The 14,141-nt window shown below is 71.1% G+C and carries 13 protein-coding genes and 2 tRNA genes; 9 read left to right on the top strand and 6 right to left on the bottom strand.

Going from position 1 to position 14,141, the window contains the following annotated elements; genetic code table 11:
- Nucleotides 1-404 precede the first annotated feature (404 nt).
- The 3 genes from aspS (at nt 405) to EXE50_RS03340 (ending at nt 3,021) form a co-directional block, all read left to right on the top strand.
- On the top strand, nt 405-1,709 hold the full coding sequence (gene aspS, locus EXE50_RS03350) for an aspartate--tRNA(Asn) ligase (protein WP_053772593.1): 1,305 nt from the start codon (nt 405-407) through the stop codon (nt 1,707-1,709).
- A gap of 294 nt (nt 1,710-2,003) precedes the next feature.
- A complete protein-coding gene (locus EXE50_RS03345) occupies nt 2,004-2,303 on the top strand; it encodes a hypothetical protein (RefSeq protein WP_137704369.1) in 300 nt (99 codons plus the stop codon).
- A 1-nt stretch (nt 2,304) separates the two neighbouring features.
- The gene (locus EXE50_RS03340; protein WP_137704368.1) at nt 2,305-3,021 is read left to right on the top strand and encodes a DUF4382 domain-containing protein; all 717 of its coding nucleotides are present in this window, start codon (nt 2,305-2,307) and stop codon (nt 3,019-3,021) included.
- A gap of 292 nt (nt 3,022-3,313) precedes the next feature.
- Here the strand turns inward: EXE50_RS03340 and EXE50_RS03335 are convergent, their stop codons facing one another.
- Together EXE50_RS03335 and EXE50_RS03330 are read right to left on the bottom strand one after the other, a co-directional pair.
- Nucleotides 3,314-4,006 carry a VTT domain-containing protein gene (locus EXE50_RS03335; protein ID WP_137704367.1) on the bottom strand — a complete coding sequence of 231 codons (693 nt, stop codon included), beginning with the start codon at nt 4,004-4,006 and terminating at the stop codon, nt 3,314-3,316.
- Nucleotides 4,007-4,082: 76 nt separating this feature from the next.
- Entirely contained in the window at nt 4,083-4,910 is an 828-nt protein-coding gene (locus EXE50_RS03330; RefSeq protein ID WP_053772589.1) for an NAD(+)/NADH kinase, read from the bottom strand.
- A gap of 147 nt (nt 4,911-5,057) precedes the next feature.
- Here EXE50_RS03330 and EXE50_RS03325 point away from each other — a divergent pair, with 147 nt between their 5' ends.
- Nucleotides 5,058-6,533, top strand: coding sequence for a KaiC domain-containing protein (locus EXE50_RS03325; protein WP_137704366.1), 1,476 nt, complete (start codon nt 5,058-5,060; stop codon nt 6,531-6,533).
- 318 nt (nt 6,534-6,851) lie between these two features.
- On the opposite strand, the gene EXE50_RS03320 is transcribed toward EXE50_RS03325, so the two are convergent.
- Nucleotides 6,852-6,922 (bottom strand) — tRNA-Gly (locus tag EXE50_RS03320).
- Nucleotides 6,923-7,039: 117 nt separating this feature from the next.
- On the opposite strand from EXE50_RS03320, the gene EXE50_RS03315 reads away from it, so the two are divergent.
- A complete protein-coding gene (locus tag EXE50_RS03315; protein ID WP_137704365.1) occupies nt 7,040-8,482 on the top strand; it encodes a M28 family metallopeptidase in 1,443 nt (480 codons plus the stop codon).
- Nucleotides 8,483-8,511: 29 nt separating this feature from the next.
- Here EXE50_RS03315 and nadE read toward each other — a convergent pair whose 3' ends face one another.
- Entirely contained in the window at nt 8,512-9,483 is a 972-nt protein-coding gene (nadE, locus tag EXE50_RS03310; RefSeq protein ID WP_053772586.1) for an NAD(+) synthase, read from the bottom strand.
- A 424-nt stretch (nt 9,484-9,907) separates the two neighbouring features.
- Here nadE and EXE50_RS03305 point away from each other — a divergent pair, with 424 nt between their 5' ends.
- Nucleotides 9,908-10,441, top strand: coding sequence for an HTH domain-containing protein (locus EXE50_RS03305; RefSeq protein WP_137704364.1), 534 nt, complete (start codon nt 9,908-9,910; stop codon nt 10,439-10,441).
- A 22-nt stretch (nt 10,442-10,463) separates the two neighbouring features.
- On the opposite strand, the gene truA is transcribed toward EXE50_RS03305, so the two are convergent.
- Together truA and EXE50_RS03295 are read right to left on the bottom strand one after the other, a co-directional pair.
- Complete coding sequence (gene truA / locus EXE50_RS03300; RefSeq protein WP_053772584.1) at nt 10,464-11,381, bottom strand: tRNA pseudouridine(38-40) synthase TruA; 918 nt, start codon at nt 11,379-11,381, stop codon at nt 10,464-10,466.
- Entirely contained in the window at nt 11,378-11,872 is a 495-nt protein-coding gene (locus tag EXE50_RS03295) for a universal stress protein (RefSeq protein WP_053772583.1), read from the bottom strand. The genes truA and EXE50_RS03295 overlap by 4 nt, the downstream gene beginning before the upstream one ends.
- Before the next feature lie 173 nt (nt 11,873-12,045).
- Between EXE50_RS03295 and EXE50_RS03290 the strand changes: the two genes are divergently transcribed.
- The 3 genes from EXE50_RS03290 to EXE50_RS03280 all read left to right on the top strand — a co-directional run bounded on the left by EXE50_RS03290 (nt 12,046) and on the right by EXE50_RS03280 (nt 14,075).
- The gene (locus EXE50_RS03290) at nt 12,046-12,612 is read left to right on the top strand and encodes a peptidylprolyl isomerase (RefSeq protein ID WP_053772582.1); all 567 of its coding nucleotides are present in this window, start codon (nt 12,046-12,048) and stop codon (nt 12,610-12,612) included.
- An 82-nt stretch (nt 12,613-12,694) separates the two neighbouring features.
- Nucleotides 12,695-12,803, top strand: a tRNA-Glu gene (locus tag EXE50_RS03285).
- A gap of 87 nt (nt 12,804-12,890) precedes the next feature.
- Nucleotides 12,891-14,075, top strand: coding sequence for a cystathionine gamma-synthase (locus EXE50_RS03280; protein WP_137704363.1), 1,185 nt, complete (start codon nt 12,891-12,893; stop codon nt 14,073-14,075).
- Nucleotides 14,076-14,141 lie beyond the last annotated feature (66 nt).

Genomic DNA, 14,141 nt, shown 5'->3' with positions numbered 1-14,141 from the left:
CGCGCGACGGACAGCCGCGGCTGGAGAGAACGGGGTGCGGTCCGTCCCGCGGGGAAACCTCCCCAGCCGACGCGCGTCACGCGGTCGGGTGGACGGACCGTAGGTTCGGAATCCCGGAGCCGATCCCGCTCCACCCGAGGAACGCGACGCTCGCGGACCGCACGAGCGTCGAGGTGGTGGAGCGGGTCATAGTCGGGTTCCGCGGCGCGGAATGCGCCGTTGATCACCGCATATGTCGGTTCCATATTAAAATTATGTTAGTTATGCGACCACATAACACGGCGTGTTCGATCCGAGAGGCGCCGAGAATCCGCCGGAGCGGCCGCGGGCGTCCCGTTCCGTCGACGACGAGACGACAGGCCTATGCCGGCCGCCCGACCAGTTGCGCGTAAGCAGTCACCGCCATGATCGAGCGCATTCACACGTCGGACGTCGAACCGGACGCGGACGAGGTCGCCATCGCCGGCCACGTCCACGAGATCCGCGACCTTGGGGGCCTCGTCTTCCTCATCGTACGCGACCGCGAGGGGCTCATCCAGATCGTCTTCAAGGAGGAGCGCGAGCCCGAGCTGTTCGAGGCCGTTCAGGACGTCGGCGCCGAGGACGTGGTCCGCGTCGTCGGCGAACCGTTGGAGAGCGACCAGGCGCCCGGCGGCGTCGAGATCGCGCCCACCGAGTACGAGGTCATCGACGAGGCCGACTCGCCGCTGCCCTTAGAGATCTCGAAGGACATCGAGGTCGACCTCTCGACTCGGCTCGACAACCGCGCGCTCGACCTCCGGAAGCCGGAGACGCTGGCGGTGTTCACCCTGCGCTCGGAGCTGATCACCGCGATGGAGGAGTGGTTCGAGTCGGAGGGGTACGTCGACATCAAGACGCCGCTGATCTCGAAGGGGGGCGCCGAGGGCGGCGCGGAGCTGTTCCCGATCCTCTACTACAACCAGGACGCGTTCCTCTCGCAGAGCCCGCAGCTGTACAAGCAGATGCTGATGGCTTCCGGCTACGAGGCCGTCTACGAGACCGGCACCGCGTTCCGCGCGGAGGACTTCGCGACCTCGCGACACGTCTCCGAGATCGCGATGTTCGACGTCGAGCTGGCGTACATCGACGACGAGGACGACGTGATGGACGTCCAAGAGGAGTCGCTCCGGTACGCGCTCAGCGAGGTCGCCGAGAACGCTGAGCGCGAGCTCGACCTCCTGGACGTGGACTTAGAGGTCCCCGAGGACGACTTCCCGCGGATCACCTTCGACGAGGCGCTCGACATCTTAGAGACCGAGTACGGGCATTTCCCGGACGACCCGACCGACCTCGACACGAAGGGGGAGAAGCTGCTCGGCGAGCACTTCGAGGAGCAGGGCCACCCCGCGTTCTTTGTCGTCGGCTACCCCGACGAGAAGTTCTACTATATGCAGGACGTCCCCGACGACGACATCGCCTCCCGGAAGTTCGACCTGATTTATAAAGGCCAGGAGCTCTCCTCGGGCGGGCAGCGGGAGCACAACGTGGAGCGTATGGTCGAAGTGATGGAGGAAGAGGGCGTCGAGACGAGCAACTTCGAGTTCTACATCGAGGCGCTGAGCTACGGCACGCCCCCGCACGGCGGCTACGGGCTCGGCATCGATCGCCTCGTCCAGAAGGTCGCCGACCTCGACAACATCAAAGAGGCGATCATGTTCCCGCGCGACCCGAACCGGCTGGAGCCGTAGGCGGCGCGACTCTTCGGGTCTGGTCCGCGTCCGGTTCGCGTCGCGGGCGCGGCGGCCCGACCATCGACCAAGCGGATCTCCCTTCCCCTCCCCGGCCGCGCGGGCGGAGTTCGACTCGCCGCGCGAGCGGCTTCTCCCTCGGTCGACGTGAGCGGTCGTTTATAAGTACTCGCTGAGTACGGGTACATCCCGTTTTCAGGGGCTCTATTCTCCGTTTAACCGAATTAAATCGGGCGAAATTCGGCTGAACGGCTTGCGTCATTAAAGGGTATCGGGGCCCGAAGCCGAGTCGCAATGAACGCACTCCGAACGACGCTGCTCGTGGCGCTGGCCACGGTCGTACTGATCGGGACCGGCGCGGCCGCCGGTGCCGGCGCGGCGACGCCCGGCCCGGACGACGCCCCCGGCGACGCCGGGCCGCCGGGCGACCTCCCGGACCGGGTGCCCGACTTCGTCGGCGGCATCCTCGACAGCGTGAACGAGTTCCTCGACGGCGGCGTCGACGACCTCGGCGAGACCGTGAGCGAGGTCGCCGGGAACGGCGCCGGCGAGAGCGACGCGAGCGACGGAACGGACGCCGACGGGGGTGCGTAACGTGACGGACCGCAAGCCCGACTTCGACGCGCTCGACCGCCGGACCTACCTTCGGGCGACCGGCGCCGCGGCGCTCGGTGCGGCCGGCCTCGCCGGCTGCGTCGGCCGCGCGACCGGGACGCTCGCGACGCAGGTCACGGACCAGCCGGCGGACATCGGCGACTTCGAGTCGCTCGTCGTCACCGTCGAGGGGTTCTGGCTCGGGCCGGAGGGCGCCGAGTCGGACGACGAGGACGGCAACGAGACCGACACCGGTGACGACTCGGGCGAGGGCGACGACGCGGACGCCGGCGGCAACGAGACCGACGGGGAGGAGGACGCCGAGGAGGGTCGCGAGTACTTCGAGTTCGACGAGCCGCAGGAGGCCGACCTCGTCGAGCTTCAGAACGGCGAGACGAAGCTGATCGACGAGCGCGAGCTTCAGACCGGCGAGTACCCGTACCTCCAACTGGACGTGTCGTCGGCAGACGGGACGCTCACCGACGGGAGCGACGCGACCGTCGACCTGCCGGGCAACGCGCCCCTGAAGTTCAACGAGTCGTTCGAGATCCGCGAGAACACGCGGACGACGTTCACCGCGGACTTCGCGCCGGTGCTCCGGGGGAACGGCCGCTATCTCCTCCGGCCCGTGCCGAGCGGCATCGAGGTGGGGTACGAGGAGTCGAGCGAGTCCGACGGGAGCGGTTCGAGCGGCGACAACGAGACCGCCGACGCGTAGCGCCGCCGCAGTCCCCCGGTCCCCCGTTGGAGCCGCGGTCGCGACCGTCGCACGCACGCGCGAGCGCGGACCGCGCCGCGGCTTCGGGGTCAGGGCTGGGTCGGTTCCCGGGATTCGGGGACCGGGGGAATGCGCGCGCCGCTGCGGTCGGTCCCCGACTCGAGGCATCCCGTCGCCGTCAGAGGCACACGACCCGCACGGATCGTCCGCGCGACGACGACGCACGGACGGTCTTCGCTTTCTCCGATCCGTTCACCCGACCGCTCGCGGAGCGGCGTCGCTCTCTATTTAGTCAGGCGGCCGCCGCGTCCGACCGCACGAACGTCCGGTACAGGGGGCCGGCCAGCACCAGCGCGCCGACGCCGGCCATCCCGAGGATCACCGCGGGGTCCACGAGCGACCCGCTGCCCGCCGCGAGGCGGTCGAGCGAGACGCCGACGGCGACCCCGCAGAGGACCCACGGCAGCTCGCCGAGCGCGGTCCCGAAGACGAACGGTCGGGCCCCGACCCCCGCGGCCGCGGCGCCGACCGTCACCGCGTCGGAGGGGAGCGGCAGGAGTCGCGTCCCGGCCACGGCGCGCACGCCGCCGGACTCGGCCGCGAAGCGCTCGCCGGCGCGACAGAACCGCGCTGCGACGCCCGAGTCCTCGACTGTGTCGAGGTCGCCCCCGAGCCTGAGCCGCCCCGCCCGAGCGAGCGCGTACGGGGGCACGGCGGTGCCGACCACGAGCGCGAGCGCGAACGGCGTCCCGACCCAGCCGTATCCGAACCCGACGACGACGGCGAGCAGCGTCGTCGGCCACGCGAGGAGCGGTCTGACGGCCGCCAGCACGACCACGGCGGCGCCGAAGCGGAGCGGATCGGTCGCGAGCCAGCGGAGCCGCGAGAGCGCCGCCTCCGGGGAGACCGCGAGCGCGACCGCCGCGATCGCGGCGACGGCGGTCCCGCCGAGCGCGTACCGACCGACCGTGGTCCGGCGATTCACGCTCCCGCGTCCGCGGGCGTCCGGTAAACGCTTTGTGGGTGCGTTCGAGCGGGGGTCGCCGGCGCGACCGCCACGGTCACGACAGCTTCCCGAGCGCCTCGAAGAAGTCGGAGGGCGGCCCCGCGATCCGTATCGGCGGCGCGGCGCGCTCGACTGTCACCTCGACCGGCCCGTCGAGGGTCTCGGTGTCGCGGCCGTCGCTGACGACCGTCGCTCCCGCGTCGCTCTCGACGGCGACGGTGACGGTCGCGTCGGCGTCCACCACGAGCGGCGGCATCCCCTCGTCCGCGACCATCTCGTTGACGACCAGTCCCCCGACATCGGGGTGGACCAGCGGGCCGCGCTCGGAGAGATTGTACGCCGTCGACCCGGTCGGCGTCGCCACGAGGACCCCGTCGGCGTGGCCGCCGGCGTACCGCGAGCCGTCGACGCGCACCTCGTAGTCGATGCCGCCGCCCGGCCCGCGGCGCCCGCCTTGGACGACCACCTCGTTCGCCGCCGGCGTCGAGGTCCAGTCGCCGGCGCTGGCCGCGAGCCGCGGAGCCTCGCGGACGTCCAAGCCGCCGTCGCGAAACGCCCGGATCTCGGCGCGGAGCGCCGTCGCCGCGTCCGCCGGCTGGACGGCGTTAAGAAAGCCGACCTCGCCGAGGTTCACGCCCACGATCGGGGTGTCGCCGGCGTTGCGCGCGACGAACAGGAACGTCCCGTCGCCGCCGACCGCGACGACCAGGTCGCAGTCGTCGAACGCGCCGACCGGCCGGGCCTCGTCGCCGGCGTCGAGGGCTGCGGCGGTCTCCTCGTCGAGCCAGACGCTCTCGTCCGCGTCGACGACGACGTCTCTGAGCGTCGCCGCGAGCGACGCCGCCCGCTCGCTGCCCTTTCGCGCCACGATGCCCACTTCCATGGCAGACCCATCCCGATCCCCGGATAAAAGCGTGCGGACATCGGGCGGCTCCGCCGGGTTCCCGGGTCTCGGCGCCCCGCCGGAAAGTTTCAAGCCGCTCGGCCGCGTTGCTCGGGCCATGTCGACCCCCCACGGGCGGCGAAAACGATGAGCGAGGAGGACGACTGGTTCGAGCGCGCGCTGCGCGAGACCGACGAGGAGTCCGACGAGCGGCCGGTGGGCGACGCGGCGGGCGGATCCGGCGACGACGAGGGAGCGGCGGACGGCCCGGCCGACGGAGCGGCAGAAATCGATCCCGCGAACGGCGATTCGGAGGACGGCGAGCCTGATCCCGTGTCGACCGACTACGACGATCCGGCGGCCGAGCTCGGCGACTTGGGCGGCGGTGCCGACTCCGAATCTAAGTCCGAAGATGCGGGCGAGGAGGTAGGCACGGAAACGGACGAGGCGGGGGCCGCGGCCGACGACGGCGGCTCGTTCGACGGCAATGTCGGAGGCGACGACGAGTCCGGAGGCGAAGGGCAGACCCCCCCATCGGCGGACGACGGCGTGCCGGCCGACGCGTTCGGCGACCTCGACGCGGACGAGGGGTTCGACTCCCTCGGCGGGGACGACCCCTTCGGCGGGGGTGGCGGGACAGACGCTGACGGCGTCCCCGAGAGCGGCTCCGGCGCGGGGACGGACACCGGTTCGGGCGGTGGGGGCCCGTTCGGCGCGGACGACCCCTTCGGCGGGAGTCGGGGAGGAGGCGGCGGACCGAGCGGCGCGGGCGGCGGCGGGACCGAGGGCGGTGGCGACCCCTTCGGCGGCTACCGCGGCGCCGCGACCGCCGGCGACGACGACTTCGGGTTCGGCGACCTCGGGGGCGACGCGGACGCCGGCGGCCCGCCCGACTTCGACGCCGACCCGGACGAGTTCGAGTCGGAGATCACGCGGACCGACATCGGGATCGAGGGGCTCGACGACATGATCCTCGGCGGGGTCCCCAAGCGGTCGCTGCTGTCTGTCATCGGCGGCGCCGGGACGGGGAAGACGACGTTCGCGCTCCAGTTCCTCAACCGCGCGCTCGAGTCCGGGAACAGAGGGATCTACATCACGCTGGAACAGACGCGCGAGTCGATCCTCGACACCGCGACCGAGAAGGGGTGGTCGTTCCGCGAACACGCCGACGAGGACCGCCTCGCGGTCGTCGCCATCGACCCGATCGAGATGGCCAACTCACTGTCGTCGATCCGCAACGACCTCGTCCGGCTCATCTCCGAGTTCGGCGCCGACCGGCTGGTGCTCGACTCCGTCTCCCTCCTGGAGATGATGTACGACCACCCGGCGAAGCGCCGGTCGGAGGTGTTCGGGTTCACGCGCTCGCTGAAGGAATCGGGCGTCACCACGCTGCTCACCTCCGAGGCGAGCGAGGACACGCCGTACGCCTCGCGGCACGGGATCGTGGAGTACCTCACGGACGCCGTCTTCGTCCTCCAGTACGTCCGCGGCTCCGACTTCCGCGAGACCCGGCTGGCCGTCGAGATCCAGAAGATCCGCGACGCGAACCACTCCCGCGAGACGAAGCCGTACGACATCACGGACACCGGAATCTCCGTGTACGATCAGGCGAACATCTTCTGACCGCGAGCGGCCGTGTCGGCACCGAGTTTCCGGAGCGGATTCGGCTACGGTTCCTGCGGCTCACGGATTGTTCGCCGCAGGAATGCACCGTCCGGGAGTCCCGTGAGCGGAGTGAACGGGACAACGGACGGAGCACGACCGAAGAGTGTTTACCGAGCGAAGCGAGGCAAACGCTGACTGACAAAGTCCGTCAGAAGTGCACCGTCCGGGAATTGAACCGGAATCAGACGTGCTCGCTCGTTTCACTCGCTGCGCGCGTCCGATAGGGTTCAATTCCCCTGCTGATTCCTGCGGCTCACGGATTGTTCGCCGCAGGAATGCACCGTCCGGGAATTGAACCCGGGCTATTAGCTTGGGAAGCTAATGTCCTACCACTGGACCAACGGTGCTCAAGTCGAGATACCTGACCGTCCCACTTGAACGTAGCGTTTCGGCGGACGCCGGCCGGCTCCGAGCCGCGGTGCCGCGAGCCACACGCTTAAGCCCTCACCGACGGACGCACGCCCATGACCGACGACGCAGCAGACGCGGCGCGACCCGAGGCGGCCGCGGCGGTCGACCGCGTCCGCGAGCGCGCGGACGAACTCGCCCCCGCCCTCGGCGCGACCTGGACCGACGACGATCCGTGGCGCTTCCTCACCGACCTCACCGCGATCGGGAGCCGGATGGCCGGGAGCGAGGGCGAGCGCCGGGCGGCGGGCCTCGTCGCCGATGTATTCGAGCGCGTCGGGCTCGCGGACGTGCGCACGGAGCCGTTCGACCTCCCGGTCTGGGAGCGCGGGTCGGCGTCGCTCGACGCGACCGTCTCGGGCCGTGACGGCCAGCCGTCGACGCGCTCGTTCGGGGCCCTGGCGCTGCCGTACTCGCCGTCGGGGAGCGTCTCGGGCGAACTCGTCGACGTGGGCTACGGCACCCCCGCGGAGATCGATGAGCGCGACGTCGAGGGCCGGATCGCGGTCGCGTCGACGACCACGCCCTCCGGCGGCCGGTTCGTCCACCGCATGGAGAAGTTCGGCTACGCGATCGACGCGGGCGCCGTCGGGTTCGTGTTCGTCAACCACCTCGACGGCCAGCTGCCCCCCACCGGGTCGCTCACGTTCGGCGAGGAGGCCGAGGCCGTGGCGGTCGGCGTCTCGAAGGAGACCGGCGCGTGGCTGCGCGAGTACGCTGTGGGCGTCGAGGCCGGCGCCGTCGGGGCCGCGAAAGACGACGTCGCACGGGCGGAGCTGTCGGTCGAGGCGTCGACGACGCCCGGCGAGAGCCGCAACGTCCTCGGGAGCACCGGGCCGGGCACCGACGAGCGGGTCCTGCTGCTCGCACACTACGACGCCCACGACATCGCGGAGGGCGCGCTCGACAACGGCTGCGGGATCGCGACGGTCGCGACCGCGGCCGACATCCTGGCGGACGCCGACCTCCCGATCGGCGTCGACGTCGTCGCGGTGGGCGCCGAGGAGGTGGGGCTGCTCGGGGCGGAGCACCTCGCCGACCGGCTGGACCTCGACCGGGTGAAGGGCGTGGTCAACGTCGACGGAGCCGGGCGGTTCCGGGACCTCGTCGCGCTCGCGCACGCCTCCACGGCGGCCGCGTCGGTCGCGGAGGCGGTGTCGACCGCGACCCGGCAGCCGATCGAGGTCGACGCGCAGCCGCACCCGTTCTCCGACCAGTGGCCGTTCGTGCGCCGCGGCGTGCCGGCGCTCCAGCTCCACAGCGACTCGGGCGACCGCGGGCGCGGCTGGGGGCACACGCACGCGGACACGCGGGACAAGGTGGACGACAGGAACGTCCGCGAACACGCGATGCTGGTCGCGCTGCTCGTCGCCGAGTTCGCGGCGCCCGAACGCGACCTCCCGCGGCTCGACCGCGACGAGCTCGCGGCCGCGTTCCGCGAGGCCGACTTCGAGACCGGGATGCGCGCCGCCGATCTCTGGCCGGCCGACTGGGACTGATCGAGCGGGGGGACGGGCCCGCCGGTCGTTCACTCCAGGTCAGCGTCCGGCGTCGGCGCGGGAAGCCGCTTATGCGCCGACGCGCGGTGACGCCCGAGCAGGTCCGCGACGAGCTCGCGGTCGACCGCGCCGAGGTCGGTGCCGGCCCCGGCGTCGGCCGCGGGGGATTTGCCCTCCGTGAGCGCCGCCGCGATCCGCTCGACGACGGACTCGGGATTGAGCCCGCGGTCGACGCCGAGGTGGAGGACCGGGTCGATGACCTCGTACGGCGCGCCCAGGTCCTCCGCGTCGCGCTGTCCCGGGAGGAAGCCCGCCGTCGGCGCCTTCTCGACGACGAACTCCGGCACGTCGAGCTCGCTCGCGAGCGCCCGCACGTCGGACTTGTAGAGGTGGCCCAGCGGGAACAGGTCGGCCGCGCCGTCGCCGTGTTTCGTCAGGTAGCCGAGCAGGAGCTCGCTCCGGTTCGCGGTGCCGCAGACGAGGCGGTCCGTCGCGCTCGCGGCGAGGTAGGCGACCGCCATCCGGAGCCGCGCGACGGCGTTGCCGGACCGCACCGGCTCGTCGTGGAGGTCGAAGCGGTCCGGGACCGCGGCGCCGAACTGCGCGAACAGCGGCTGGAGGTGGACCGTGTCGTGGTCGATACCCAGCGCTTCCGCGAGCGCCTCGGCGTCGCGGGCGTGCGGCGCGCCGATCTTGTTACACGGCAGGATCAGCCCGTACACGCGGTCTGTCCCGAGCGCCTCGACCGCGAGCGCGGCCGTCGCCGTCGAGTCGAGCCCGCCGCTCATGTTCACGACCACGCCGTCGGCGCCCGCGGCGTCGACCCGGTCGGCCACGAACGACCTGATTCGATCGCGTTCGAGCGCGGGGTCCCGGTCCGGGAGCAGCGAGGCGGGGAGGACCCGGCCGGCGGCCGCTCCGCCGTCGCCTGAGCCCGTCGCTCTCCCCGAGCGCTCGGTGGCCGCATCGTCCGGGTCGAACGCCGACTCGCGGTCAGCCATCCTCGCCTCCGCGGGCCGTCCGCCCCGTCCGCTTCGTGCGCCCGCGGGAGCGTCCGACGGTTCGGCGCGGAGCGCGGGCGCGTCTCTGCGAGCGATCGCGGGCGTCGCGTTGGATCGTCATTCGTCGTCCGCCGCTTCCGGTCGCGGTGATAAATACTTGCGGTGTAGATAATATAAGGATGTAGTATATTTACTAGTGTCTCGTGGGGATAGAGAAGAAAAACCACATACACATGCAATTATAGACAAATATTTTCAAATAATTGTATATGGGGAATCTCGATCGGTGCCGTGACTTGTATATGAAGTCTTGTATCCAAAATCATTGCTTGTTTTTGTAGGAACAGCGCAGATAACCACAGATCTAATCATATAATGTCGTTATACGCAAACATTTATTATCCGCATCTAGTTCTATCTTACCATGTCGAAGATCCAGTTAAGTTCGAGTCAGGAACGCGTGCTCACAGCGCTCGTGAACCTCTCGGAGGGTCGAGAGGCGCCGGTACAGGGCCGCGAGATCGCGGACGCAATCGACCGCAACGCGGGGACGGTACGGAACCGGATGGGGAGCCTCAGCACCCTCGGCCTCGTCGAGGGCGTCGCCGGGCCGGACGGCGGCTACATCCCGACCGACGGGGCCTACGACGCGCTCGGCATCGAGCGCTTGGAGGACGCCGCGACGACGCCGGTCGAGCGCGAGGGCACCTTGGTCGAGGACGTCACCGTCGCGGAGATAGACCTGCCGAGCGTCGCGAACCCGGAACTGTGCCGCGCGGAGCTCGTGATCCGCGGTCCGGTCGGCCCCTTCGACGCGGGCGACCACGTGACGGTCGGGCCGACGCCGGCCACCGGGCTGCGGCTCTCCGGCGTCGTCGACGCGACGAACGTCGACGGCAACAGCCTCTTGGTCCGCGTCGACGGCATGGAGACCCCGACGGGCGGCTCGGCCGCCTGAGCGGCTCGGTCGGCGCCCGCGGTCAGTCTCCCTCGACCGCCGAGAACAGCCTGTCGCGGACCGCGCCGGTGGCGGACGCGGCGTGTCGCGCGTCCCTGTGTCGCTCGCCGAAGGCGACGCGCGCGCTCTCCGCGGCCTCGCGGTCGACGGCGAACGAGGCGTCGGGGTAGGTCACGTCCCACAGCACGAGCGGCTCCGGCGGCGCGGGACCGATCCCGCGGTCGCCCGGTATCGGCTCGGCGGCGAGCAGTCGGTCGATCCACGCGAGGTCGGCGGTCCCGCGGCCGACCGCGCGGGCCGCGGCGACGACCCGCCGCACGAGCGCCCGCGGAAAGCCGTCCGCCGAGAGTTCGACGACGAGCGTGTCGCCCCCGCGGGTCGCGCCCGCGTCGAGGTCGCGGACCGTCCCCGTCTCGTCGGTCGTCAGGTTGTGGAAGTCGCGTTCGCCGTCGAACCGCGCGAGCGCCTCCCGGAATCGGTCGTCGTCGACCGCGTGCTCGGGGTCCTGCCGCGCGCGGTCCGAGGCGGATTCGGCCCCGGACTCGGGGGCGTAGAGGTGGTACCGGTACGTCCGCCGGGCCGCGTCGTGGGTCGCGTGAAAGCCGTCGCCGACGTCGGCAGCCGCCCACGTGCGGACCGACCCCGGCAAGTGGCCGTTGAACGCGCGGGGCGTGAGCCAGGTCGGCGCCTCGAAGGCGACGGTCTGGGCCACAGCCGAGACGCCGGCGTCGGTCCGCCCGGCCGCGGCGTAGCCCGTGGGCGTGGCGTGCGTCGACCCGTCGCCGCGCTCGACGAGGCCGTGGTCCGCGAGCGCTTCGAGGAGCGCGTCCGCGACGGTGCGGGCGTGGGGCTGGCGCTGGAAGCCGGCGTACGCCCGCCCGTCGTACGCGACGCGGAAGGCGCGCGTGACCGTGTCGCGTCCGTTCGACGCGCCCGTCACTGGGCGCCGGACGGCTCGGGGTCGCCCGCCTCGCCGGTGTCCGGCGGGTCCGCCTCGGCCTCGTCGGGGTCGGCCATCGGGACGGTCACCACCGGCACCGACGCGACGCGGACGACCTTCTCAGTGACGCTGCCGAGGAGGAACCGGCGGATCCCCCGACGGGTGTGGCTCGGCATGACGACGATGTCGGCGCCGTCGTCGATGGCGTTCTCGATGACTTCCAAGGGGTCGCCGCGGACGACGCTGCCGACCGTCTCGACGCCCCTCGCCTCCAACTCGGCGGTCACCGCCTCGACCCGTTCCTCGGCCGCGTCCGCCAGTCGGTCGGAGAACACGCCCGCCCGAGGGCCGGCGAGCGTGTCGGCGGCGGTATCGGCGGCCGAGAGGACGTGGACCGTCGCGTCGTACCGCTCGGCGAGGCTGGCCGCGTGCGGGATGGCGTCGTTCGCCTCGCCGCCGGGGGCGACGGGCAGGAGGATGTCGTCGTACATGCGTGGGTACGGAACGCCCACCCGCAAAGTCCTGTCGGCCGGGGAACCGGTCGGCGGACCTGTCGGCTGACCGGTCGGGAAGGCGGTCAGCGACGGTCGATCGAGGGTGTCGCCGGGCGGCAGTCGGGCGCCGGATGGGTAGGGTTTTCCGGCGGGCGGCCCTCCCCGTGGGTATGGGACGCGACGTGTCCGACCCCGACAACCCGCAGGTAACGCTTCAGACCAACCACGGCGACATCGTCGTTGAGCTGTTCGCTGACCGCGCGCCCCGGACGGTCGAGAACTTCCTCGGCCTGGCGCGACACGACCCCGCCGCGGACGCCGAGCCCGCGCCGGAGACGAACACGTGGGAAGACCCCAAGACCGGCGAGGTCCGCGGCGACTCGCTGTACGAGGGCAACGTCTTCCACCGCGTCATCGACGACTTCATGATCCAGGGCGGCGACCCGATGGAGAACGGTCGCGGCGGCCCCGGCTACCAGTTCGACGACGAGTTCCACGACGAACTCACCCACGACGGGCCCGGGGTCCTCTCGATGGCGAACTCCGGTCCGAACACGAACGGCTCGCAGTTCTTCATCACGCTGGACGCGACCCCGCACCTCGACGGCAAGCACGCCGTCTTCGGGCAGGTCGTCGACGGGATGGACGTCGTCGAAGAGATCGGCGCGGTGCCGACCGGCCGCAACGACGACCCCCGCGAGGCCGTCGAGATCGAGCGCGTCGACGTCGACGAGTAGCCCTCGCGGTCGGGCGTCGGACCCCTCCCCGGCGCGTGGAGTTGAGAAGAGTTAAATTGCCCCCGGCGTAATCACCGGTTGCGCTCGGTTGGTGTAGTCCGGCCAATCATGTTGGCCTTTCGGCGGACGCGGCGCCTCGGCGCCGGTTCGGAAGTCAGCCGACGACCAGGGTTCAAATCCCTGACCGAGCATCCATTCTCACCTCGCGAGCGGCGCGTCCGGATCCGCCCGCACTCCGAAGGGGAAGAATCACCACCGTCGGTGACGGAGAGGCGGATATGATCGACCGATCCGACGACGCCGAGGGCGACGACAGGCGGTTCGAGACCCGCGCGATCCACGCCGGCCAGGAGCCGGACCCGGAGACCGGCGCGCTGATGACGCCGATCCACGCGAACTCCACCTACGAGCAGGACGCGCCCGGCGACCACCGCGGCTACGAGTACAGCCGGACCGGGAACCCCACCCGGACCGACCTCGAAGCGAACCTCGCCTCGCTCGAGTCGGGCAGCCACGCCCGCTGTTTCTCCTCGGGGATGGGCGCGATCAACACCGTGCTCAACCTGCTCTCGGCGGGCGACCACGTCGTCGCGGGCGACGACGTGTACGGCGGAACCCACCGAATCTTGACGCAGGTGTACGACGAGTACGATCTCGACACGACGTTCGTCGACACCACCGACCACGACGCGGTCCGGGACGCGATGCGTGACGAGACCGAGCTGGTGTGGCTCGAGACGCCGACGAACCCCCTGATGAACGTCAACGACATCGGCGCGCTCGCCGACATCGCCCACGAGGGCGACGCGCTCTGCGCGGTCGACAACACGTTCGCGACCCCGTACCTCCAGCGGCCGCTCGAACACGGCGCCGACATCGTCTCGCAGTCGCTGACCAAGTACCTCGGCGGCCACTCGGACACGATCGGCGGCGCCCTGATCGTCGACGACGAGGAGCTTGACGAACGGCTCGGCTTCTACCAGAACTCCGTCGGCGCGACGCCCGGCCCCTTCGACGCCTTCCTCGTGCTCCGCGGGACGAAGACGCTCCCGGTGCGGATGGACCGCCACTGCGAGAACGCGATGGCGCTCGCGGAGTGGCTGGAGGGTCACGACGCGGTCGACCGCGTCTACTACCCCGGGCTGGAGTCGCACCCTGACCACGAGCTGGCGGCCGAACAGATGGACGACTTCGGCGGCATGCTCTCGTTCGAGCTCGACGGCACCCTCGAAGAGGCGTCGACGGTCGTGAGCGAGACCGAGGTGTTCACGCTGGCGGAGTCGCTGGGCGGCGTCGAGAGCCTGATCGAGCAGCCGGCGGCGATGACCCACGCGGCCATCCCGCGCGAGGAGCGGCTCGCCGCCGGGCTGACCGACGGCCTCGTCCGCGTGTCCGTGGGGATCGAGCACGTCGACGACATGAAGGCGGACCTCCAGGCGGCGTTCGACGCGGCGCTGTCGTAGCCCGCCCGCCCGGGCTCCGGGCCGCTCCGTCGGCACGCCAGGTTCGCGGCCGGACGACTGGTACCA

It is taken from the genome of Halorubrum sp. ARQ200 (assembly GCF_005435115.1).
GTDB lineage: Archaea > Halobacteriota > Halobacteria > Halobacteriales > Haloferacaceae > Halorubrum > Halorubrum tropicale.
This window is presented reverse-complemented; position numbering and strand designations above follow the sequence as displayed.

Bases quoted from the DNA above. Each gene is read 5' to 3' on its own strand.
- aspS (WP_053772593.1), top strand. From the start codon at position 405: ATGATCGAGCGCATTCACACGTCGGACGTCGAACCGGACGCGGACGAG.
- EXE50_RS03345 (WP_137704369.1), top strand. From the start codon at position 2,004: ATGAACGCACTCCGAACGACGCTGCTCGTGGCGCTGGCCACGGTCGTA.
- EXE50_RS03330 (WP_053772589.1), bottom strand. From the start codon at position 4,910: ATGGAAGTGGGCATCGTGGCGCGAAAGGGCAGCGAGCGGGCGGCGTCG.
- EXE50_RS03325 (WP_137704366.1), top strand. From the start codon at position 5,058: ATGAGCGAGGAGGACGACTGGTTCGAGCGCGCGCTGCGCGAGACCGAC.
- EXE50_RS03315 (WP_137704365.1), top strand. From the start codon at position 7,040: ATGACCGACGACGCAGCAGACGCGGCGCGACCCGAGGCGGCCGCGGCG.
- nadE (WP_053772586.1), bottom strand. From the start codon at position 9,483: ATGGCTGACCGCGAGTCGGCGTTCGACCCGGACGATGCGGCCACCGAG.
- EXE50_RS03305 (WP_137704364.1), top strand. From the start codon at position 9,908: ATGTCGAAGATCCAGTTAAGTTCGAGTCAGGAACGCGTGCTCACAGCG.
- EXE50_RS03295 (WP_053772583.1), bottom strand. From the start codon at position 11,872: ATGTACGACGACATCCTCCTGCCCGTCGCCCCCGGCGGCGAGGCGAAC.
- EXE50_RS03290 (WP_053772582.1), top strand. From the start codon at position 12,046: ATGGGACGCGACGTGTCCGACCCCGACAACCCGCAGGTAACGCTTCAG.
- EXE50_RS03280 (WP_137704363.1), top strand. From the start codon at position 12,891: ATGATCGACCGATCCGACGACGCCGAGGGCGACGACAGGCGGTTCGAG.